Origin of the sequence: Sphingobacterium anhuiense, from assembly GCF_042686355.1 — a bacterium.
GTDB classification, from domain to species: Bacteria; Bacteroidota; Bacteroidia; order Sphingobacteriales; family Sphingobacteriaceae; genus Sphingobacterium; species Sphingobacterium anhuiense.
The window spans coordinates 358,696-380,439 of sequence record NZ_JBHUPE010000006.1 but is presented as its reverse complement, the minus strand read 5'-3'; the positions used below and the strand labels follow the sequence as shown (position 1 = coordinate 380,439).

20 protein-coding genes and 1 other RNA gene are annotated in these 21,744 nt (G+C 34.3%); 7 read left to right on the top strand and 14 right to left on the bottom strand.

The annotated features are described in order from the left end of the window. Positions 1 to 137: 137 nt before the first annotated feature. The 7 genes from ACFS6I_RS16820 to ACFS6I_RS16790 all read right to left on the bottom strand — a co-directional run bounded on the left by ACFS6I_RS16820 (position 138) and on the right by ACFS6I_RS16790 (position 7,406). The gene (locus ACFS6I_RS16820) at positions 138 to 704 is read right to left on the bottom strand and encodes an OmpH family outer membrane protein (RefSeq protein WP_031287178.1); all 567 of its coding nucleotides are present in this window, start codon (positions 702 to 704) and stop codon (positions 138 to 140) included. A gap of 118 nt (positions 705 to 822) precedes the next feature. Next, positions 823 to 1,356 carry an OmpH family outer membrane protein gene (locus tag ACFS6I_RS16815; protein WP_132844073.1) on the bottom strand — a complete coding sequence of 178 codons (534 nt, stop codon included), beginning with the start codon at positions 1,354 to 1,356 and terminating at the stop codon, positions 823 to 825. 488 nt (positions 1,357 to 1,844) lie between these two features. Next, positions 1,845 to 1,988: a trp RNA-binding attenuation protein MtrB gene (mtrB, locus tag ACFS6I_RS16810; RefSeq protein WP_380922300.1), complete on the bottom strand. Its 144-nt coding sequence runs from the start codon at positions 1,986 to 1,988 to the stop codon at positions 1,845 to 1,847. After that, positions 1,937 to 4,504: an outer membrane protein assembly factor BamA gene (gene bamA, locus ACFS6I_RS16805; protein WP_132772032.1), complete on the bottom strand. Its 2,568-nt coding sequence runs from the start codon at positions 4,502 to 4,504 to the stop codon at positions 1,937 to 1,939. Before bamA ends, mtrB begins: the two co-directional genes overlap by 52 nt. Positions 4,505 to 4,625: 121 nt before the next feature. Further along, complete coding sequence (locus tag ACFS6I_RS16800; protein WP_132772031.1) at positions 4,626 to 5,363, bottom strand: isoprenyl transferase; 738 nt, start codon at positions 5,361 to 5,363, stop codon at positions 4,626 to 4,628. Positions 5,364 to 5,781: 418 nt separating this feature from the next. Further along, positions 5,782 to 6,669, bottom strand: a complete 888-nt coding sequence (locus ACFS6I_RS16795; RefSeq protein ID WP_021188282.1) for an NAD kinase — start codon at positions 6,667 to 6,669, stop codon at positions 5,782 to 5,784. A 74-nt stretch (positions 6,670 to 6,743) separates the two neighbouring features. Further along, positions 6,744 to 7,406 (bottom strand): CBS domain-containing protein, encoded by a 663-nt coding sequence (locus ACFS6I_RS16790; protein ID WP_132772030.1) that lies wholly within the window; start codon positions 7,404 to 7,406, stop codon positions 6,744 to 6,746. 230 nt (positions 7,407 to 7,636) lie between these two features. On the opposite strand from ACFS6I_RS16790, the gene ACFS6I_RS16785 reads away from it, so the two are divergent. Then, on the top strand, positions 7,637 to 8,470 hold the full coding sequence (locus tag ACFS6I_RS16785) for a 1-acyl-sn-glycerol-3-phosphate acyltransferase (RefSeq protein WP_132772029.1): 834 nt from the start codon (positions 7,637 to 7,639) through the stop codon (positions 8,468 to 8,470). A gap of 4 nt (positions 8,471 to 8,474) precedes the next feature. Next, on the top strand, positions 8,475 to 9,434 hold the full coding sequence (locus tag ACFS6I_RS16780; RefSeq protein WP_021188280.1) for a GNAT family N-acetyltransferase: 960 nt from the start codon (positions 8,475 to 8,477) through the stop codon (positions 9,432 to 9,434). Between the two features lie 31 nt (positions 9,435 to 9,465). Here ACFS6I_RS16780 and ACFS6I_RS16775 read toward each other — a convergent pair whose 3' ends face one another. The 4 genes from ACFS6I_RS16775 to ACFS6I_RS16760 all read right to left on the bottom strand — a co-directional run bounded on the left by ACFS6I_RS16775 (position 9,466) and on the right by ACFS6I_RS16760 (position 13,300). After that, positions 9,466 to 10,779: a DEAD/DEAH box helicase gene (locus ACFS6I_RS16775; protein WP_380922296.1), complete on the bottom strand. Its 1,314-nt coding sequence runs from the start codon at positions 10,777 to 10,779 to the stop codon at positions 9,466 to 9,468. Between the two features lie 107 nt (positions 10,780 to 10,886). After that, positions 10,887 to 11,207 carry a GNAT family N-acetyltransferase gene (locus tag ACFS6I_RS16770; RefSeq protein ID WP_380922294.1) on the bottom strand — a complete coding sequence of 107 codons (321 nt, stop codon included), beginning with the start codon at positions 11,205 to 11,207 and terminating at the stop codon, positions 10,887 to 10,889. A gap of 158 nt (positions 11,208 to 11,365) precedes the next feature. Further along, entirely contained in the window at positions 11,366 to 11,782 is a 417-nt protein-coding gene (locus ACFS6I_RS16765; protein WP_132772027.1) for a VOC family protein, read from the bottom strand. 126 nt (positions 11,783 to 11,908) lie between these two features. Next, positions 11,909 to 13,300: an arginine decarboxylase gene (locus tag ACFS6I_RS16760; protein WP_132772026.1), complete on the bottom strand. Its 1,392-nt coding sequence runs from the start codon at positions 13,298 to 13,300 to the stop codon at positions 11,909 to 11,911. 109 nt (positions 13,301 to 13,409) lie between these two features. Here ACFS6I_RS16760 and argS point away from each other — a divergent pair, with 109 nt between their 5' ends. From argS to ACFS6I_RS16735, 5 genes are all read left to right on the top strand, one after another. After that, the gene (gene argS, locus ACFS6I_RS16755; RefSeq protein ID WP_380922291.1) at positions 13,410 to 15,194 is read left to right on the top strand and encodes an arginine--tRNA ligase; all 1,785 of its coding nucleotides are present in this window, start codon (positions 13,410 to 13,412) and stop codon (positions 15,192 to 15,194) included. Between the two features lie 8 nt (positions 15,195 to 15,202). Beyond that, positions 15,203 to 16,285 carry an oxidoreductase gene (locus ACFS6I_RS16750; protein ID WP_380922289.1) on the top strand — a complete coding sequence of 361 codons (1,083 nt, stop codon included), beginning with the start codon at positions 15,203 to 15,205 and terminating at the stop codon, positions 16,283 to 16,285. Positions 16,286 to 16,294: 9 nt separating this feature from the next. Next, on the top strand, positions 16,295 to 17,488 hold the full coding sequence (locus ACFS6I_RS16745) for a BaiN/RdsA family NAD(P)/FAD-dependent oxidoreductase (RefSeq protein ID WP_380922287.1): 1,194 nt from the start codon (positions 16,295 to 16,297) through the stop codon (positions 17,486 to 17,488). A 69-nt stretch (positions 17,489 to 17,557) separates the two neighbouring features. After that, positions 17,558 to 17,936, top strand: an RNA gene (gene rnpB, locus ACFS6I_RS16740) — RNase P RNA component class A. A gap of 55 nt (positions 17,937 to 17,991) precedes the next feature. Further along, positions 17,992 to 19,407: a sigma-54-dependent transcriptional regulator gene (locus tag ACFS6I_RS16735; RefSeq protein WP_380922285.1), complete on the top strand. Its 1,416-nt coding sequence runs from the start codon at positions 17,992 to 17,994 to the stop codon at positions 19,405 to 19,407. A 22-nt stretch (positions 19,408 to 19,429) separates the two neighbouring features. Here the strand turns inward: ACFS6I_RS16735 and ACFS6I_RS16730 are convergent, their stop codons facing one another. From ACFS6I_RS16730 to ACFS6I_RS16720, 3 genes are all read right to left on the bottom strand, one after another. Further along, positions 19,430 to 20,092, bottom strand: coding sequence for an HAD family hydrolase (locus tag ACFS6I_RS16730; RefSeq protein WP_380922283.1), 663 nt, complete (start codon positions 20,090 to 20,092; stop codon positions 19,430 to 19,432). A gap of 75 nt (positions 20,093 to 20,167) precedes the next feature. Continuing rightward, on the bottom strand, positions 20,168 to 21,175 hold the full coding sequence (locus tag ACFS6I_RS16725) for an acyltransferase family protein (RefSeq protein ID WP_380922281.1): 1,008 nt from the start codon (positions 21,173 to 21,175) through the stop codon (positions 20,168 to 20,170). A 76-nt stretch (positions 21,176 to 21,251) separates the two neighbouring features. Beyond that, positions 21,252 to 21,626 carry a hypothetical protein gene (locus ACFS6I_RS16720; RefSeq protein WP_380922279.1) on the bottom strand — a complete coding sequence of 125 codons (375 nt, stop codon included), beginning with the start codon at positions 21,624 to 21,626 and terminating at the stop codon, positions 21,252 to 21,254. Between the last annotated feature and the right edge of the window lie 118 nt (positions 21,627 to 21,744).

Here is a 21,744-nt window from a genome sequence, read left to right as displayed (position 1 = left end):
AGGTAAGGTAAGGTAAGGTAAGGTAAGGTAAGGTAAGGTAAGGTAAGGTAAGGTAAGGTAAGGTCATAAAAAAAACAGCAGACCTTGAAGGGACTGCTGTTTTCTTATGACCTGAATTTATTTCAGGATTTAATTAATTATTTTTTTGCAGGAGTTGCAGGAGCAGCTGTTGCAGAAATACCTAATTTTGTTTTTAAAGCAGGTGTTAAATCATCTCCGCCTTGGAAATAAGGAATGTTTGTGCTTGAGATATCAAAAACATAAGCAAATCCTTTTTCTTTAGATACAGCAGTAAGTGCATCTGATACTTTTCTATGAATAGGAGAAATCAACTCTTCTTCTTTTTTGTTTAATTCTTCTTGAGCAACACGTTGGTTTTCGTTGATACGAGTTTCGATATCGCGTAATTCAGTACCTAATTTTTGTAATTCAACATCAACAGTCTCTTTGTTTGCTTCGCTTCTGTTACGTGCTTTATCATTTGCTTCTTTTTGTTTCGTTTGATACATCGCATACATATCTTGAAGCTCTTTCGTTTTTCCGTCGCTTAAAGTTTTCAATTGGCCTTCCGCTGTTTTGAATTCTGGTGTTGCCTGAATAACTTCAGCTAAATTAACGTGACCAATTTTTTGTTGTGCCTGAGCTAACTGAGTAGCGAAAATAACTGCTACAAATGCAATAGCACCTTTAAATAAATTTCTCATTCTTTTCATTTTAATCTTAAATCGTCTCTTCAAATTATAAATGAGACAAATTTTTGTGTTTCTAATTTAATACTTACTACTACTGGTATTTGTTCTCGCAATATTAATAAACTAATATTTAGTTTGCAAGTGCTGAATTAGGTTTTAATCCTAATTTAATAATGACGTCATTACTTTTATCCAATTTTGGATTTGCATATAGGAATGTTACTTCTTGACCTCTATCTAACACAAGATCGAATCCTTGTGATTGCGCTACATCTTGAATTGCTTTGGACACGCGTTGTTGTATAGGTTGAACCAGTTGCTGACGTTGTTTAAATAACTCGCCTTCAAAACCAAATTTTTGTTTTTGATAATCTTTTACTTCTTTTTCTTTTTTCACGATTTCATCTTCGCGACGTCTGCGCATATCTTCATTTAGTAAAACTTGATCATTCTGATAAGCTTTATACATTTTTTCTATTTCAGCATATTGTTGATCTACCTCTTGTTGCCATTTTTGAGAAAGATCATCTAACTGTTTTTGTGCGGCTGTATATTCAGGGATATGTTTTAAAATATATTCTGAATTAACATAGGCAAAATTTTGTGCAAAAGTAGCTGATATGGTAACTACGACAAATGCTATTACTAAAACTATTTTTTTCATATTCTCTGAAAGTTTTATAGACTATAATATATTATTTAACACTAATTTACTTTAAGACCATGGATAAACCCAATAGTTTAATTTGGGAAAATCATCTCCAGTAAACTTACTGCCCAAAAATAATAAAAAAGAAGCAATCTATGCGATATTTTTCGGGTTTAACACTATTTAACTTGTTTGCCCTTTTTCCTTCATGTTATGAGTAGTATAGATTCTAGTGGTTAATGATAATTTGATGAATTATTATTTTTTTTGTAGGAACTTTTTTTGAAATATTATCAATGATATGTAGCATTTAATGCGTGTTTTTTATTTGTTTCGTTAAATAGTATTATCACTTATAGTCGTTTTTTATAGATGCTGTTTCGAGGAGTTTATAATCGAGTTGCTGGATGTGAGTATGGTATTTTATACTTTTGGCATAGGAGATGAAACGCGTTTTTAGAATAATTGAAAACTTAATGTTTAAAACAAACTTCTCAACCCTTTTAGGAATTGGTGGTAAAAAGAAAGGCTTTCACAATGGTGAAAGCCTTTCCTTTTATTTTGATAGTACCTGAGGGTTGGATAAATCCAGCGATTAAAACCCGCCCATATTTTGCATGATACTGAATGTGAAATTTTGTTTCCACTGGCTACTTTGTAAACCTGGAATCGGATCAAATGCGTGACCGTAATCGATACCTAACATACCAAATATAGGTAAGAAGATACGTGCACCAACACCCGCTGCGCGTCTAACTTTAAATGGATTGTATTCAGAGAATTTGTTCCAAGTATTACCAGCTTCAGCAAAAGCTAATACAAAGACTGTTGCTTGTTCATTTAACATGACAGGATGTCTCAATTCCATTTGGTACTTGGTGTAAATTGGACTACCTGAACGCATAGCGATATTAACGTTTTGTGTTCCTTCTGGAATAATGGAACCATTTGCATAGCCACGCATCGCGATGATTTCAGACCCCTGTAGGAAATCAAATCCTTGCATACCGTCACCACCTAGTTTGAAGCGCTCAAATGTAGAGATTCCTGTTTTGTTGGAGTAACTACCTAAGAAACCGAACTGTGCCTGTGCTTTGAATACCAATTTACCAGCAATCTTTGCATACCATTGTGAATCAAATTTCCATTTGTGGTATTCAGTCCATTTATATTTAACTTCCGGTGCAGATGTTTCATAATTAATTTTGTTAAACAATGAATATGGAGGCGTAAGTTGTACTGAAAACTTTAGATTAGACCCTGAAGTAGGGTAAATCGGTGCATCAATCGTATTACGGCTGATTTCCTGTGTTAAGTTAATGTTGTAAGCAGTACCGTTGTCAAACAAGAAATAGTTTGAATAGTTCTGTAATTTGTAACGTTGGAACGAAAGGGAAGTATTTACCTGGAACCAGTTGTCTGGCCATTGTACACGCTTACCTAATGTTGCGGTAACCCCAGTCATCCAGATACGGTTAAGATCTGAATCTTTTACCATCTGCTCTCCTGTATAGTAGTTAAAACCTCCGTAAGAAGAGCTTGATGTATATGCGCTAAGACCAAAATAAATTGGTTTTTTACCGCCTAACCAAGGTTCTGAGAATGAGAAACTATAAGATTGGTAACGTTTACCTGAAGTTTGTCCACGAACACTCAATTTTTGTCCATCACCGCGTGGTAGTGGTTTCCAAGAGCTCTTATCAAAGAAGTTACTTGTCGAGAAGTTATTGAACGTTAAACCTAAGGTACCGATAATTTGTCCAGCACCGTAACCGCCTGATAGTTCAACTTGATCGGAAGGTTTTTCTGTAACGTTATAAACGATATCTACGGTTCCTTCAGCATGGTTAATATTTTCTGGAACTGGATTTGTTTTCTGTTCGTCAAAATTACCCAACTGTGCAATTTCACGAACAGAAGTCATGATAGCTTCTTTTGAAAATTTTTGACCTGGTTTTGTACGAATAGATCTTAATACTACGCGATCATTGGTCACGTCATTTCCTTTTACTATAATATTGTTGATGGTGAACTGTGCACCTTCATATACGCGTAAATTTAAATCAATTGTATCGTTATAAATACGCGTTTGTTCAGGATCAATTGAGAATGTCAAATAACCATCATTCATATACAGAGAAGAAATATCATCACTATTTCTTCCTCCACCCATCAATTTAGTTGTTAATTTTTCTTCACTAAAAATATCACCTTTACGGATTCCTAAAATTCTATTTAAAACTGTGTCTGTATATTTTGCGTTTCCTGACCATTTAATATTACCAACATAATATTTAGGGCCTTCATACACATCGATATTGACTAAGACATTTTTATCATCAACTTTAATTACGGAATCTTGGATAATTTCGGCATCGCGGAAACCTTTGTTTTGCATTTTCGCAACTAAGGTTTCTTTTGCTTCTTTATATTTTTCTTCTTTGAATTTTCCAGGTCCAAAAATACGGAACCAAGCTTTTTGCTTAACCCCTTTTAAGTTCTTACGAAGCTGTTTTTGTGTGAATTCCTTATTTCCGGTAAATGTTATCTTTTTAACACGAACTTTATTTTTACGGTCAACATCAGCAATTAATATCTCATTATTAGCTTGAGTAGTATCTTTAATAGTACTAATCTTAATTTCTGGATATAAATAAGCTTTCTCTCTTAAAAAACGTTGAATTGTATTGCGTGTTGTATTGATCAAGTTTTCATTGACAACTTTACCTGCGTTATCTTTTAATCTTTTACGAACTTCCTCTGTTTGACTTTTACTTAAACCGTTAATGTCTATACGGGTCAATCGAGGTCTTTCGTTAACACGAATGTTTAGAAAAATAGTTTCACCTTCTATTTTTTCAGCCCATAATTGGACATCATCAAAAAGGCCTTGTGCCATCATCACTTTCACGACATTTGATGTGGCCTCACTAGGAACTTCAATATATTGGCCAACGACAAGTTTGGAGATGGTAATTAATACATTGTTGTCAAGATGCTGCGTTCCCGAAACAGTAACACCACCAATAATATAGTCTTTAGGGGATAAATAACTTATCTGGTCGGGGTCATTCAGGTTTATAGCAGTTCCATTCACTTGAGCTTGTGCGAATTGTGGTTGGGTACATGCTAAAAATAATATAACAAATAGTATGCGCTTCATTTATAAATTTTTATTGATGCTAAAGTACACCAATCAGTTGTTAATTTTTGTTAATTAAGAAAAATTTAAGAACCAGCAGATATGAAGGTTTAAAATCAGTCAGCAAAGTTACTAATAAAGATTAGATCTGTTCACTTGTTTTTCCAAATCTTCTTTCTCGCTTTTGATAGTCAAGAATTGCCTTAAAAAGGTCTTCTTGTTCAAATTCAGGCCACATCTTATCTAGGAAACAGAATTCAGCATAAGCAATCTGCCATAAAAGAAAATTACTAATTCGATATTCTCCGCTTGTTCGGATTAATAAATCTGGGTTTGGTAAGTTTGAAGTATAGAGATTTTCCTGAAAGACCTCGGTTGTTATATTCTCAATTTTCAGATCTCCTTTAACAACTTTTTCAGCTATTTTTTTTGTTGCTTGGACGATTTCCTCCTGCGAACTATAACTTAATGCTAATGTTAATATACATTTATCATTGCCGGCAGTTAAATTCATTGTTTCCTGCAATTTTTCTTGACAATTTTTAGGGAGCTTAGATAGATCTCCAATTGCATTTAAACGAACACCGTTTTTTTGGAAAGTTTTCACTTCTTTTTTTAACGAAGATACCAGCAACTCCATTAACGCTATTACTTCTAGTTTGGGTCTATTCCAGTTTTCTGTTGAAAAAGCATACAAAGTAAGGTGTTTTACGCCAACCTGTAAAGTTGCCTCTAGTGCCTCTCTTACAGCTTTTACTCCGCTTTGATGACCAAAAATCCGTAATTTTCCTTTTTCTTTTGCCCATCTTCCATTGCCGTCCATAATAATAGCAATATGTTGAGGAAGATTGTTTTTGTCAATATGATCTATTATGCTCATTTTCTATTTCTTTACTTCTGCCTATCTCACGATTGGTAAAAACATTTATTTCTAAATATATGCTACAAGTGTATCGTTTTTACGTAAGATAGTTGTTGAAATTGGCCTGATGCCTGTTTTAATTTCAATCGTGTATACTTATTTTAATGTCGTTGTATACAAACTACCACTGCAATTAAATTATTAAATTAGTGTGAAGTGCTACGTCAGATTTCCTTGTATCAGGTGTGATTTTCATTTGAAAAATGTAATTTCCTAATATCTTCAAGAAATTGCGCTTGCCATTAAGCAATTTTTTCTTCATTAATTTTTAAGTATTGCTGCATAAGGATAACTTATATTAACCAGATTCTTTAAAATATCGTGCGGTAAATATAAATCTTTTTGACGAATAGCGGATTACAAATTCATGTTAACGCTAATAATTTCTTACATCTAAGCCCCAAAGTAGTTTCTCCCGAAGTGTCTCAAAATAGCTTTCACCTTCTAATCTGATTAAATTAATATAGAATGGCGCTTTAGTTATTTTTAGTTTGACATTACTTTCTATTGTTTCATTTTTAGAATCGCAACTCAATATATATTTTTCGGAACGACTTTCAATTTCTAATGCTAATTCAAATTCAGATGATATAACTACTGGACGAACATTTAAATTGTGTGGTGAAATTGGGGTAATTACGAAATTGCCACTTCCAGGCATAATGATAGGTCCTCCGCAACTTAATGAATATGCCGTAGATCCTGTTGGTGTCGCGATAATTAAACCATCGGCCCAATAGGAGTTTAAAAGTTCGCCATTTAAGTACGCATTTACCGTGATCATGGCAGAACTATCATATCTAAAAACGGTAATATCATTCAAGGCATAATTACTGTTTCCGCCAAATAATTCTCTGTCAGGCGATTCTACGGCTAATAATGCTCTTTTTTGTATTTTATAGTTTTTAGCTAGAATTTGATCAATTGAAGGTTCAAAATCTGTTTTATTTATGGATGCTAAGAAACCTAATCTTCCGAAATTTATGCCTGCAATAGGAATTCCGGAATTATGGATTAGTGATACTGCTGATAACATAGTTCCATCACCACCAAGGCTTAACATAAAATCTGTGTCTTTTGGCAGATTCTCATTAGAGCTGTAAGTGGAGAAGGTTTTATTACAGTCAAATTGTTTTTGTAGAAAAGTATAAAAGCTGTCGTAGATCCAAATCTCAACATTTTTCCCATTTAAATATTCCAGTAAATGCTTTACATGGGGAATAACTGAAGGACTAAATTCTCTACCATAAATTGCTATTCTCATATTGTACAGTATTTTTTATTCTAGCAGTAATGATTGCATTATTTTGCCAAAGATGAGAAAAAACTAGCGTATTGCTAAATATTGATGTAATTCATGAGTTGTTGGTAACGATCTTCTAAATCATCAAATTCTTGCAGTGTATTGAAAGATGCAATGACTTTATAATTTTGTCGTGCGAAGGAAGATAGTAGAGAAGCGATGTTTGACTTATTTACTTTCATTGTCACAAGCAATGTCGCATTTTCAGGGACTGTTTTTGTTGAACAGTTTAAAATTTGAGCATTTTCTGCTTCAACTAGATGTGCTATTTTAGATAAAGAAAAATCATGTATTCCAATTTCTAAGGTAATAATTGCTCCTATATCATTTAGTGATTGCAATACTGAAATCGTTTTTACCAACTCTAAAGAAGTCAATACTCCTTCAAATTTATTGTTTTCATCTAACACAGGTAAAGTACTTATGTTATAAGCTGTCATTAAACGGATCGCATCGTATGGATGTTGATTTGCCTTGATATAAATTGGGTCAGTTTTTAAATGAACAGAAGCAATTGTATTTTGATCATCAAGGGCATTCAGTAAATCATTTTGAGAAATAAATCCTAAATAATTATCACCATCAACAACAGGCAACAAATGAAATTGGAAATCTTCCATTCGATCTAAAGCAAAAGCAATTGTGTCAGATTGCTTTATCGTCGTGTTTTGTGAAAGAGGAATGTTCGCTATATACATATGGATAATTTATCTGTATACTATTGACCTTAAATTTAGTAAAATGTTTAAAGAAAACCTTTTTTATTAACAAAAAAGCTTTCTTGCATTAAAGGTCATTAAATTTTTACTTTAACTTTGCACAGTTTATATATTATTGATAATGGATTGTACAAATTTTATCTACTTTTACAAAAGTGCGATTTATATTTTGAATATATAATGAAGTTAAATCATAGTACTGAAATTTTATGAGTGAGGTTGCAAGTCGGAAATTTATTGAAGTTAGAGAAGTAATTCGCAAGAAAAGTCCCAAGTTGATAAAATGGATTCCATCTTTTTTATTAAAGTATTTGGAACGAACTATTCATGAGGACGATATCAATGATATTATGACTCGGTTTTCGGACTTGAAAGGTTTGGATTTTGTCGATGCTTTAATTAAAGATCTGGGCGTTAATGTTGAGCTAAAAGGTGCGGCTAATATTCCGATTGATGAAAGCGTTATTTTTGCTTCAAATCATCCCTTAGGTGGCTTAGATGGAATTGCTTTTATGCATGCTATTGGACAGTACCGTAAAGATGTTAAATTTTTAGTCAATGATATATTGATGAATGTCGGTAATCTTCAGCCGCTATTTATACCCGTAAATAAATTAGGAGGACAAGGAAAAAGTGGGATCGCTGCCATAGAGGAAGCCTACGCGTCTGATAGTGCTTTATTGGTATTTCCTGCGGGTTTAGTTTCTAGAAAACAGGGAGACGGAAGAATTGAAGATCTTGAATGGAAGAAAAGTTTTATAAATAAGGCAAAGAAATATAAAAAAGATATCGTACCTGTCTATATTGAGGGGAAAAACTCTAACTTTTTTTATAATTTTGCAAGGCTAAGACAGAAGATTGGCTTAAAGGCAAATTTGGAAATGCTTTATCTACCTGATGAAATGTTTTCTCAACGCAACCAAACTGTGACGATTGTTATTGGCAAAAAAATATCTTACACACATTTTGATCAATCTAAAGGCGAAAAAAAATGGGCTGAAGAGGTGAAGCGATTGGTTTACGGAATGTCTCAAGAAAAATAGAATTATGCAAGAAATTATTGCTCCTGTTGATAGAAAATTGTTAAAGGCAGAATTAGGTAAAGATGCTTTTATACGATATACCAACAATGGAAATAACGAAATATATTTGATTAACTATCATAATGCACCTAATGTGATGCGGGAGATAGGACGATTAAGAGAATTGACGTTTAGAGGTGCTGGTGGTGGAACTGGTTTATCAATTGATATTGATGAAAATGATACATGCGAAGATTGCTACGATCAATTGATTGCCTGGAATCCTGAAGAAGAAGAAGTTGTTGCAGGCTATCGTGTCATCAAATGTGCCAATGCTTCGGTAAAAGATGGTGTCCCAAATTTATCAACAGCTCATTATTTTCAGTTTTCCGAACGATTTAAAACGGATTATTTGCCCTATACAATTGAATTAGGCAGATCTTTTGTCCAGCCAAAATTTCAACCAGCAATTGATAACCGCAAAGGAATCTTTTCTTTGGATAATCTATGGGATGGATTAGGTGCTTTAGTGATGATTAATCCAGATATTAAGTATCTTTTCGGTAAAGTGACCATGTATCCGCATTATAATAAAGAAGCCCGTGATTTGTTACTTTATTTCATGGAGTATCACTTCCCTGATCATGAAAATTTAGTTGTACCAATCCCAAGTTTAAATTGTGAAAATGATTTTTCTAAATTCGAAGGTATTTTCGATGGTTTAGATTATAAGGAGTCTTATAAATTATTAAATAGTAAGGTTCGTGCGTTAGGTGAAAATATTCCTCCTCTGATTAATACTTATATGAATCTATCTCCAACGATGAAATCGTTTGGGACAGCAATTAACGATGAGTTTGGTGAAGTTGAAGAAACAGGGATTTTGATCATTATTGATGATGTTTATCCTGTGAAAAAAGAAAGACATATGAATACTTTCGAACGTGATCGGGAGTATGGTAATAAAAAACCAAAGAGAGGCTAAGCCTCTCTTTTTTTTTAATTATTTTTTTGCTTTAAGAATCTCTTCTTCTCGAAGAAGTTCTGTTTCTATTTTCAGATCTTGGACCGGATGACGTTCTTCTTCTATTTCCTCCAGGGCCAGCGTTATTTGAAGTTTGGCCATTTCTGGATGTAGATGATGGTCTGCCAGATTTCTTTGCTGTACCAGCTTTCTTTGGTGCTACACCTGAAATATGTAAAGCATAGGGATGCTTCTCAACTAAAGGGATCTCCATACGGATGGATTTTTGGATATCGAGTAAGAATGCATATTCTTCTTCGTCGCAGAATGAAATCGCTTGACCATCTTTACCTGCTCTACCTGTACGGCCAATTCGGTGTACATATGATTCTGGTATATTGGGTAAATCATAGTTGATTACAAATGCCAACTCATCTATATCAATACCACGCGCAGCGATATCGGTAGCAACCAGTACACGTAGGGTACGATCTTTGAAGTTTTTAAGGGCGTTTTGACGGGCACTTTGAGATTTGTTTCCATGAATGGCCGCAGATTGAATATTCTTTTTTGCAAGATCTTTAACGATGCGATCTGCACCATGTTTGGTCTTAGAAAAAACTAACACGTGGTTTATATTTTTCTCCTTTAAAACATGGATTAACAAATCTTTTTTATCGTTTTTCTTAACGTAATAAACTTCCTGTTGGATCTTTTCTGCGGTAGTAGATTCTGGAGTTACTTCGACCTTGATAGGATCAACAAGAATATGATTTGCTAATTTCTGAATCTCAGGTGGCATTGTTGCTGAGAAAAATAATGTTTGTCTTTTTTCAGGGATTATTTTAATTAGCTTCTTTACGTCATGGATAAATCCCATATCTAACATACGGTCAGCTTCATCTAAAACAAAAAATTCTAAATGTTTTAAATCGATATATCCTTGACCGTATAGATCTAGTAAACGACCTGGTGTAGCAATAAGCACATCAATACCTCTCTTCAAGGCATCACGTTGTGGTTGTTGTCCAACACCTCCAAAAACAACTAGACTTTTAAGTGGAAGATCTTTGGAATATTGATTAAAATTTTCTTCAATTTGAATTGCTAGTTCACGTGTGGGTGTTAAAACTAATGCACGAATATTTTTTTTCGCAGTTTTAACTTTTGAATAACTTAACATTTGAAGTATAGGAATGGCAAAGGCAGCTGTTTTACCAGTACCTGTTTGAGCGCAACCTAATAAATCATTTTTTCTGAAAATAATAGGAATCGCCTGTTCCTGAATTGGGGTAGGAGTAGTATATCCAACAGCTTCCAATGCCTTAAGGATTGGTGCTATGAGTTTTAAATCTTGAAATTGCAATCTAATTTATTTATTTGTAAGCGACAAAGGTAGCTTAATTTTATGGATTGCAACTGAAATTTGTTGAAACATTTATTTTTAATATCATATAAAAACATGATTAATACCTACTTATCCTCTTGAAATCCTTCAAAACTTGGGTCAACGATTTCTTTCCATTCTGGATGTTTTTTTATATATCCGTATACCAAAGGGCATAGTGGAAAAAGGGTGTAATGATGTTCTTTCAGGTATTGTAATGTTTTTTCAATGACAGCAGTTGCTACTCCTTGACCCGCTAATTGAGGATCGGATTCGGTATGAATGAGCCAAACTTTACTAGGCCTTTCTTTGAATGCGATAAAGGCTTGGTATTCTCCTATATGAAGTTCAAAATGATTTAATTGATCATTTTTAGTTAAAGGTAAGTTGATGAATTCTTCTTTCATGGTTTGTTATATTTTATATGGATATAATATCAATTGCATGCATATTGTTTTGGTGGGTCGAATGATAATGGTGCTTCGGGTAGACAAATAATCTTATTTTCGGCATAAGAGTTTCCTGGTAGCACTACTGGCGATCTCAGTCTGTTATTCATCTTATTTTAGCACGCTTCTTCTAAACCCTTTATATTAATTTTTTTCATCTTGACCAAAGCTTCCATTGCTTTTGGGTTTGAAATGAGCATATGAATTCTTTTAGGAATTATTTGCCAAGAAAAACCAAATTTGTCTTTTAGCCAGCCACACATATTTTCTTGACCTCCATTTGCGGTCAACATATTCCAATGGTGATCGATTTCTTGTTGATCTTCACATTCAACGACAAATGAGACAGCATCTGATGGTTTATATGATGGACCTCCGTTAAGTCCCATAAATCGAGTTTTGTTAATTTCAAAAATAACGACCAGAGAATTGGATGAGATGATTTTTCCATCTTTAAATACTGAACAGTAGAAGTTCGCTGCATCTTGGGCTTGACCATCAAACCATAAACAATTATAAATTGAATCTGTCATAACTATGGTTGGGTTAAAGTATTATATACCTAAAATACAAATTAATCATGAATAACAGATATTAAATAAAACAAAAAAGGTTAGAAATTTTCATTTCTAACCTTTTATTATGAGTTGACTACGCGCTTATTGGTAGCCCAATAATTTCATAACCTGCTTTGAATTTTGTTCCTCACCAAAAACTTCGTAATTGAATGTTTCGTCGCGGTTACGGCGAATCAGTACATGCTTTGGAGATGGTAATAAACAATGATGTATACCGCCATAACCACTCAATACATCTTGGTATGCTCCTGTATGGAAGAAACCTAGATATTGTAATTTACGTGTTTTAGGCATGAATACTGAACTAGTATGTGCTTCTTGATTGTAATAATCTTGGCCATCACAGGTAATACCACCTAGGTTTACCCGTTCGTATTCAGAATCCCAATTGTTGATCGGAAGTAAGATATATTTTTGATTTAAAGCCCAAACATCTGGTAAGTTTGTAATAAATGAGCCATCGATCATAAACCATTTTTCACGATCATTTTGTAATTTACGACCTAAAACCTTATAAAGGATACCTGATGCTTCGGCAACGGTATATTTACCAAATTCAGTAATAATATCCGGTTCCATTACTTCATGTTGTGCACAGATCTGCTTGATCCTGTTCACAATTTCATTGACCATGTACTCATAGTCAAAATCATGCACTAATGAATCTTTGAAAGGCATGCCTCCACCGATATCTAAAGTATCTAAGTCTGGGTTTACTTTTTTAAACTTACAGAACAATGTAACATATTTTTCTAGCTCATTCCAGTAATACGGGGTATCCGATATACCTGAATTGATAAAGAAATGTAACAGCTTTACTTTGAAGTTAGGGTTATTCGCAATTTTGTTGTTATAGAATTCTATAACTTCTTCGATACGAATACCTAGTCTTGAAGTGTAAAACTGTGAGTCTGGCTGTTCTTCCGATGCGATACGGATACCTAAAGCACATGGTTCATCCAATTCAATTTCATCATCATAGAGATTGAATTCCTCTTTGTTATCTAAGACGGGGATAATATTCTTATACCCATCATGGATCATGTCGATGATATACTGTTTGTATTGGTATGTCTTAAAACCATTACAAATCACTGTAATGTCTTTTTTTACTGTACCTTGACGTTCTAAGGAATCGATCATCGGCATATCAAATGCAGATGATGTTTCTAAGTGAATCTCATTCTTCAATGCCTCTTCAACAATATGTTTGAAGTGGGAAGATTTGGTACAATAACAATATTTGTAGGACCCTCTGTAGTTGTGTTTCAAAATTGCGGTTTGAAACAAAATTTTCGCTTGTTGAATTTTTTTGCTGACGATTGGCAAATAAGTAAAACGCAACGGCGTACCGTACGTTTCTATCATTTCCATTAAATTCAAATCGTGGAAATACAATTCGTCGTCGATGATTTCGAATCCGTCTTGCGGAAAACCAACACTTAGGTCAAGAAATTCCTGATAGCTCTGCATTTTTTATTATTTTTGCAAAGATATACTTTCAATATGAATACAAGAATAGCGAATGTGAATTATTTTTGTATTCTATTTCAGGGAGTTGCATATTTTACATAATCATTACATGGCGAATTCTATTCAAAACAGACTTATTGAAGTCACTGTTCAAGCTGTAAAACAGCTTTATAATGCAGATATTTCTGAAAATCAAATTGCTCTGCAAGAGACACGCAAAGAGTTTGAGGGGCAAATTACAATTGTAACTTTTCCTGTTACCCGATTTTCTAAGAAATCTCCTGAGCAGACTGGTGCGGAAATAGGTGAGTATTTGAAAGCTCATATCTCAGCTATTACTGATTTTAACGTTATAAAAGGGTTTCTAAATATTTGTCTTTCGGATGAATACTGGATTTCTCTTTTAAACGAGACTATCGTGAAATCTGATTTTGGGGTATTTCCTTCGAATGGTAAAAAATTAATGGTGGAGTATTCTTCTCCAAACACCAACAAGCCGCTTCACTTAGGTCATATTCGTAACAACCTATTAGGATATTCTGTTGCAGAGCTTCTAAAGGCTTATGGTTATGATGTCATAAAAGCCAACTTGGTAAATGATCGCGGTATTCATATCTGTAAATCTATGCTTGCATGGCAAAAATTCGGAAATGGAGAAACTCCTGAGTCTACAGGTATGAAAGGTGACCATTTGGTGGGTAAATATTATGTAGTTTTTGATAAAGAATATAAAAAAGAAATAGAAACACTCAAAGCTGAAGGTCAAACGGAAGATGAGGCTAAGAAGAATGCGCCATTGATTAAAGAAGCACAAGCGATGTTACAGCAATGGGAAGCTGGTGATGAGGCTGTGATTGATCTTTGGAAAACAATGAATACCTGGGTATATGCTGGTTTTGAAAAAACGTATAAGCAACTAGGTGTTAACTTTGATAAATATTATTATGAATCAAATACGTATTTGTTAGGAAAAGATATCATTCAAGAGGGTTTAGATAGTGGTGTTTTCTTTAAGAAAGAAGATAACTCTGTTTGGATTGACTTAACTGCCGACGGATTGGATGAAAAGCTTGTTCTGCGAGGCGATGGTACTTCTGTATATATTACTCAAGATTTAGGTACAGCTCAATTGAAATACGATGAGTTCAAGATGAATGATTCTATTTATGTGGTCGGTAATGAACAAGATTACCATTTTAAAGTATTGTTTTTGATCTTAAAAAAACTTGGTAAATCTTGGGCAGATGGCTTATTCCATTTATCTTACGGGATGGTCGATTTACCTTCTGGAAAGATGAAATCGCGTGAAGGTACAGTTGTAGATGCTGATGATTTGATGAGTGAGATGATCGAAACAGCGAAAGAGCGCACAGAGGAACTGGGTAAAACGGAGGGCTTGTCTGAAGAAAATAAAAATGCACTTTATAATACCATCGGTATGGGGGCATTGAAATATTTCTTATTGAAAGTTGATCCCAAAAAACGTTTATTGTTCGATCCGAAAGAGTCTGTTGATTTTCAAGGGAATACAGGTCCTTTTATCCAATACACTTACGCTCGTATTAAGTCTGTTCTTTCTAAAGTAAATTTTGATGAACAGTCGAAAGTATCTGTGCCAGTATCCATATCGGCTTATGAGCGCGATTTGATTATGACTTTGGGTAATTTTCCAAGTATTATAGCAATATCAGCTCAAGAATTCAGTCCAGCGCAGATGTCTAATTATATTTATGATGTAGCTAAATTGTACAATAAGTTTTATCATGAAGAGACTATTTTAAAGGCAGAAATTGAAGAAGTGAAGAATTTCCGTTTGCACCTTTCGGCTTCTGCAGCAAAAGTTATTGCAAAAGGAATGAGTTTATTAGGAATTGAAGTTCCTGAACGTATGTAATTTATCTCATGATGGCTCAAAAAATCCGTGTTGGTTTAATTGGTTTTGGTATTTCAGGACAAGTATTTCATGCTCCTGTGATGCGATCTATTGCTGACCTAGAATTAGTAAAAATAACTGCTCGTAAAGCGGAACAAAAATTAATTGTAAGTGAAAAGTATCCTACAGCGCAGGCTGTAGATCATGCTGACGAAATATTAAATGACGATTCCATTGATTTGGTGGTTATTGCTACCTCCAATGATATGCACTATCCTTTTGCTAAGCAGGCATTGCTAGCAGGGAAACATGTGGTAGTCGAAAAACCGTTTACCAATACATCTGAACATGCTGATGAATTGATCGCATTGGCAAAAGAAAGCGGTAAAATTTTATCTGTATACCATAATTTAAGATTCAACTCAGATTTTAGAACGATCAAAGAGGTGATTAAGGATGAACGACTGGGGCAGATCAAGAATTTTGAAGTTCGTTACGATCGTTTCCGTAACCATCTTAGACCGGGTGCGTGGCGAGAAGATAATCTGCCTGGTTCAGGAATCTTTTATGATCTTGGAGCGCATTTAATTGACCAGACGCTACAACTCTTCGGTAGACCAAATGCTGTATTTGCAGATTTGACTATTCAAAGACCTGGAGCTGGGGCAATTGATAATTTCGAATTACTACTTTACTATCCGGAAATGCGTGTTTCTTTGAAAGGAGGGATGCTTGCTAAGGAGCCGACTCCGCGATACACTGTATTTGCATTAAACGGAAACTTCCTTAAAAATGGTGTTGATCCTCAAGAGGAGTTATTACGTGCTGGGGCATTTCCTGATGAAGATCCAAACTGGGGCAAAGAAGATCCAGCTATTTATGGTAAATTAAATTTACTTTGGAATGGCGAAGATCTCGAAGAGACCGTTACTTCGAAATTAGGCAGCTATCCTGATTATTACCAAAATATAGCAGATGCTATTCTTGGGAAAACTCCTCTAATTGTTACGGCAGAACAAGGACGTGATGTTATTCGTATTATCGAATTGGGTATACAAAGTCAGACGGAACGCCGTGTCATTTCATTAGATAATGAACTAATAGCCTATTAATATATAAATATGAAGCAATATGATGCCATTATAGTTGGGGGAGGGGCGTGTGGGCTCATGTGTGCTGCTCAAGCTGGATTATTAGGTAAGCGAACTTTAGTGATTGAGCGAAATGATAAAGTTGGAGCTAAGATTCTAATTTCGGGCGGAGGAAGGTGTAATTATACCAATTTGGGTACTGACATCGATAATTTTGTGTCCGATAATGCAGACTTTTTAAGATCTGCATTTAGTCAATGGACGGTAGATGATACATTGAGTTTTTTTGAGTCGCATGGTATATTTGGTGAGGAGAAAACGTTGGGGCAATTATTTCCTTCTTCGAATAAGGCTAAAGATGTTGTAGCCGTTTTTACTAAGATTTTATTTGCAACAGGTCAGGATATAAGATTAAACACGGTTGTTAAAGCTATAGAAAAGCTTGAGGATGACTTTGTCTTAACAGTGGAAAGTGAAAAGGGCATCCAGCAGTTAACGACAAGGAAAGTTGTTATGGCTAGCGGAGGTTTACCTGTCGCGAAGTTGGGGGCCTCTGATTTTGCTATTCGTACGGCTAAGAAATTTGACATGGCAATTGTACCTACCGCACCTGCTTTAGTACCTCTAACTATTACAGGAAAGGAGGCCGAATGGTATGCTTCTTTAGCTGGTAATTCAGTTTTTTCTAGAGTTTATAATCATAAGATTAGTTTTGAAGAGAACATCCTTTTTACGCATTGGGGCTTAAGTGGTCCGGCGATTCTACAGATTTCATCTTATTGGCGTGCTGGAGAAGAGTTCTATATTGATCTTTTACCTCGGTTTCAATTGGATAAAATAATTAAAGATGAACGTAATGAAGGTGGAAAACGTTTGGTTTCGAGTATCTTGAACGATTACTTTACTAAACGTATGGTGGAGGCACTGGGTAAATTTCTTCCTTTAGAAACTAAAATAGCATCTTTAAGTAAAGCGGATGCAAAATTGATTATTGATACTATTCATAAATTTAAAGTCAAGGCTGCTGGAGATAAAGGGTACGATAAAGCAGAGGTAATGCGTGGTGGTGTTTCTACTGCAGAGCTGCATGCTAAGACTTTAGAAAGTAAGCGGGTAACGGGATTGTTTTTTGGAGGAGAGGCTGTTGATGTCACCGGTTGGTTGGGAGGCTACAATTTTCAGTGGGCTTGGGCATCTGGTTATGCTATAGCACAAGCACTTTAAATTCAAAATTTCATTCTTTTCTTTATTTATAGGGAATAATTATCAATCTAAATCCTACCTTTGCAGAAGAAGCAAACTGGTTCTACCGCTGCTCCCTTTAGGAGGAGAGGAAAGTCCGGGCAACGCAGAGCAACACGCTTCCTAACGGGAAGGATGCTGTTACAGCAGACAGAAAGTGCCACAGAAAATATACCGCTTTTCGGAGTAAGGGTGAAAACGTGAGGTAAGAGCTCACGGTCTTGTATGGCGACATACATTGCGGTAAACCTCGTGTGTTGAAAGACCAAATAGGTTGCGAAATTCGAAGGCTGCTCGTCTTCTTTTAGTTTAGGCTAAGATTCGTAATGGGTAGGTTGATGGAGCTAGTTAGTGATGACTAGCCTAGATAAATGGTAGAAACTCCGATTTTTTCGGTTTACAGAACCCGGCTTATAAGGTTTGCTTCTTTTTTACTATATTACCAATAATTTAGATAACCTTTAAGGAAGAGTAATAATACTTTTATGAGTACAATATTAATTATTGATGACGAACGGGCAATCAGAAATTCACTAAGAGACATCTTAGAGTATGAAGATTATAATATACTAGATGTAGATAATGGTATTGAGGCCTTAGAGATCATTAAGAAGGAAAAAATTGATCTTGTTCTTTGTGATATTAAAATGAATAAGATGGATGGTATGGAGGTTTTGGCAACTGCCCAAAAAACAAGTCCAGATCTTCCTTTTATTATGATTTCGGGTCATGGTACGATAGAAACTGCTGTCGAAGCCGCTAAAAAAGGTGCCTTTGATTTCTTAGAAAAGCCACTTGATTTAAATCGTTTACTTATCACAGTAAGGAATGGCTTAGAGAAAGTCTCATTAGTTACTGAAACAAAAGTTTTAAAGAAAAAGGTAACGAGCTATAAGACGAAAGAAATCTTAGGTAAATCTGAAGCGATTAGTCGTATTAAAGAAACAATTGATCGGGTGGCACCTACGGAGGCTCGCGTACTTATTACAGGTGCAAATGGTGCAGGAAAAGAACTTGTTGCACGTTGGTTGCATGAGAAATCTAATCGTGCAGAAGGTCCTTTAATTGAAGTTAACTGCGCTGCAATACCATCGGAATTGATTGAGTCTGAATTATTTGGTCACGAAAAGGGATCTTTTACTTCCGCTATTAAACAACGTCTTGGTAAATTTGAATTAGCTACCAATGGTACACTTTTTCTGGATGAAATAGGCGATATGAGCCTTTCTGCCCAAGCTAAGGTGTTAAGGGCTTTACAAGAGCATAAGATAACCCGTGTAGGTGGTGATAAGGAAATTGATGTGAATGTTCGTGTTGTTGCAGCGACGAATAAGAATCTCTTTAAAGAGATTGATGAAGGAAATTTTAGAATGGATTTATACCATCGCCTTTCTGTAATTCTTATTCATGTACCTTCATTGACTGAACGTGTGGATGATATTCCTTTATTATCGAAGAATTTTTGTGAAGAAATTTGTAATGAATATGGGGTCCCAATAAAAGAAATTACACCTGCTGCATTAAAAGAGTTGAGTAATCTTCCTTGGACAGGTAATATCCGCGAATTACGTAACATGATTGAACGCTTAATTATTTTAAGTGATAAATCTATTACGGATAGGGATGTTATTGCATTTGCAAATCCTTCAAATACGGTAAATGCTATTTCTTCTCATGCACATATGGATAATGGATCTAGCCATACGACTCAAAATGGAGGAAAGGTTGATCTAGATAACTTTGCTTCTTTTCAAGATTTTAAGGATTTTGCAGAGAAGGAATTTATTAAATATAAATTAGAGAAAAACACGTGGAATGTTTCTAAAACTGCTGATGATTTAGATATTCAGCGAAGTCATTTATATAGTAAGATCGAAAAATTTGGTCTTAAAAGAGATTAGAAAAAAGGGCTTGATAATTTTATCAAGCCCTTTTTAGTAATTCAAAAATCTTGTCAGTTGATATCTCCGTGTAGTCATTGATGTATGCATGACAGATTGGAAGTTGATCTTTGGTATGGGTAGATAATACTCCAACTACAGTCATTCCCGCATTCAGACCTGCTGTAATTCCTGAAAAAGAATCTTCAAAAACGACGCAATTTTTAGGCTCTACCTGTAAATTATTAGCGGACGTTAGATAAACTTCTGGATGTGGTTTATGATGACTAACATTTTCACTACATAAGATCGAACCCATTTTGGATCGGATATGAAGTGCATCTAAGATTAAATCCATATTTTCTTTAGGTGCAGAAGTGGCCACTCCGGTTTTTAAATCATTTCTCTTGAGGTCTTCTAAAAATTCTAAGTAACCTGGTATTGGTGTGATCTGATCTTTATAAATAATTCTAAAGAGTTCTTCTTTCTCAAATTCTAACTTGATCAATTCATCAGGAGCTATTGTTCTCTTGAAAAAATGTTGCATGATATAGCTATTGTGTTTACCATACATATGCTCCTGAAATTCTTCTTCACTACTTTCAATATTGTATTTTTTGAAAAATGCTTCAAAAGCTTTAGCGTGATAGGGATTGGTGTGACAAATAACACCATCCATATCAAAAATAACTGCGTAATTACTCATAGTGCTAAGGTACATTTTTGACATTAAAATATGATATTATTCTGGTTAAGTTTTGTCATTTGTAACTTAAAAAAACTAGGAGCAAAAAATAATTCGTATTTGTTTTGATTGCTTAGCGGGAATTTTAAAGTTATTTATTGCTTTGTTAATGAGTTGTTGTTGTAGAAATGTTGCTATAATGGATAGTGTGAGAATAGCGATCCAATTTAAATACCAGTTTTCTAAATTGATCAAGAACAGAAATAATATATGCCAAAGATAAATCCAAATTGTTGAAGAACCTATGAAATTTAAAATAGGTTTGTTTAATTTTTGAATAGTTGGTTTTATACAAAATATAAGTGAGAAAATACTTACTGCATAAAAAATATAAAACGAATGTGGTGGATATTTCAATGCTCCAATATCAAATGGTATTCCCAGGTGGAATTTAAAATATATCAAGCCTCCAATACTTATCAAAGCACTTATGATAAATAATAGTGTTTTAGTTCTTACCTCATAATTTCGGTATTGTGCTCCTAGCATGAAGAAAATGAGAAAACCTAAGCTATAGGTGCCAAATTGATTGAAGTATTTTTGTACGCCTGGTTGAAATAAATCAGTTGAATACTGAACGACCATTTCATAAATGGCATAATAAATAAGTAATTGCCATTTATTTTTAATGACTTTACTGAACAATGGCCCTAGGATGGCAATCATTAAAAAGATGCGTATAATCCAAACATAGCCAAAGCCATCTAATAGCAGATAGCTCGAAATCATAATATCTGGAAACTGTGTGTAATTGATCTTAAAGGATAAGGGGAAAAAGTACTGAATGATGTAAAATATCGATAAGAAAATCCATACGGGTACAACAAGACGGAAAAAGCGTTTCCATAGATAGGATGTAAAATCGGTTATGGATTTAAAGGTTTGATTTTTGTTCCCAAATAAATATCCTGAGATAAATACCATTAAAGGAACATCAAAGTTTCTGATTTGAAAAACTGTAAAGGGCGGGTTTACATGTGCGAGAATAATGCACAATAAACCTACACTACGTATAATATCCAGTGAATTGTCCCTTTCTACCATCTTTTTTTTGCGAAGATAGTGAATAGGTGAAATTTGCAAAGGACTTATACGTATAATCGAAAAAAAATATTATTTTTTACTCTGGCTTCTTCAGTAGATCTTGAATTGTTGCGGAAATTATTGCAGGATCTTCACCATCTTCTAAAAGTGAAAAAGCAATATAGGTGGCATATATTTCAATACTGAAAGTTTGGTGTTTGTCAGCAATAAACCCATCAATTTGTTGTTCGTTACAATCAAAACCAATTTGTTGTAATTCATTAAAAAGGTTTGTTGAAATCGTTGCATGATCTTCGCCACATGCGAATGCAACTAAGACATGAAATAGAAATTTATCGATGATCTCACTATCAGTTTCTTTGAATAAAGATAAAATATGTTTGTAATCAAACCTTGTTTTTGCACTGTTAACAATGCTGTCCCAAATTTCATATTCTAAAGTTGCTTCCATACTTCAGCTGTTTTTTATTTATAATCGGTAATCTAAATATACTCAAAAACAATTAGTAATGAAAGCTTTGTTAGAAATTTTTTATTCGTTATGAAACTCTTTTTTGTTGCTTTTTACG

Bases quoted from the DNA above. Each gene is read 5' to 3' on its own strand.
- ACFS6I_RS16820 (WP_031287178.1), bottom strand. From the start codon at position 704: ATGAGAAATTTATTTAAAGGTGCTATTGCATTTGTAGCAGTTATTTTC.
- ACFS6I_RS16815 (WP_132844073.1), bottom strand. From the start codon at position 1,356: ATGAAAAAAATAGTTTTAGTAATAGCATTTGTCGTAGTTACCATATCA.
- bamA (WP_132772032.1), bottom strand. From the start codon at position 4,504: ATGAAGCGCATACTATTTGTTATATTATTTTTAGCATGTACCCAACCA.
- ACFS6I_RS16800 (WP_132772031.1), bottom strand. From the start codon at position 5,363: ATGAGCATAATAGATCATATTGACAAAAACAATCTTCCTCAACATATT.
- ACFS6I_RS16795 (WP_021188282.1), bottom strand. From the start codon at position 6,669: ATGAGAATAGCAATTTATGGTAGAGAATTTAGTCCTTCAGTTATTCCC.
- ACFS6I_RS16790 (WP_132772030.1), bottom strand. From the start codon at position 7,406: ATGTATATAGCGAACATTCCTCTTTCACAAAACACGACGATAAAGCAA.
- ACFS6I_RS16785 (WP_132772029.1), top strand. From the start codon at position 7,637: ATGAGTGAGGTTGCAAGTCGGAAATTTATTGAAGTTAGAGAAGTAATT.
- ACFS6I_RS16780 (WP_021188280.1), top strand. From the start codon at position 8,475: ATGCAAGAAATTATTGCTCCTGTTGATAGAAAATTGTTAAAGGCAGAA.
- ACFS6I_RS16770 (WP_380922294.1), bottom strand. From the start codon at position 11,207: ATGAAAGAAGAATTCATCAACTTACCTTTAACTAAAAATGATCAATTA.
- ACFS6I_RS16765 (WP_132772027.1), bottom strand. From the start codon at position 11,782: ATGACAGATTCAATTTATAATTGTTTATGGTTTGATGGTCAAGCCCAA.
- ACFS6I_RS16760 (WP_132772026.1), bottom strand. From the start codon at position 13,300: ATGCAGAGCTATCAGGAATTTCTTGACCTAAGTGTTGGTTTTCCGCAA.
- argS (WP_380922291.1), top strand. From the start codon at position 13,410: ATGGCGAATTCTATTCAAAACAGACTTATTGAAGTCACTGTTCAAGCT.
- ACFS6I_RS16750 (WP_380922289.1), top strand. From the start codon at position 15,203: ATGATGGCTCAAAAAATCCGTGTTGGTTTAATTGGTTTTGGTATTTCA.
- ACFS6I_RS16745 (WP_380922287.1), top strand. From the start codon at position 16,295: ATGAAGCAATATGATGCCATTATAGTTGGGGGAGGGGCGTGTGGGCTC.
- ACFS6I_RS16735 (WP_380922285.1), top strand. From the start codon at position 17,992: ATGAGTACAATATTAATTATTGATGACGAACGGGCAATCAGAAATTCA.
- ACFS6I_RS16730 (WP_380922283.1), bottom strand. From the start codon at position 20,092: ATGAGTAATTACGCAGTTATTTTTGATATGGATGGTGTTATTTGTCAC.
- ACFS6I_RS16725 (WP_380922281.1), bottom strand. From the start codon at position 21,175: ATGGTAGAAAGGGACAATTCACTGGATATTATACGTAGTGTAGGTTTA.
- ACFS6I_RS16720 (WP_380922279.1), bottom strand. From the start codon at position 21,626: ATGGAAGCAACTTTAGAATATGAAATTTGGGACAGCATTGTTAACAGT.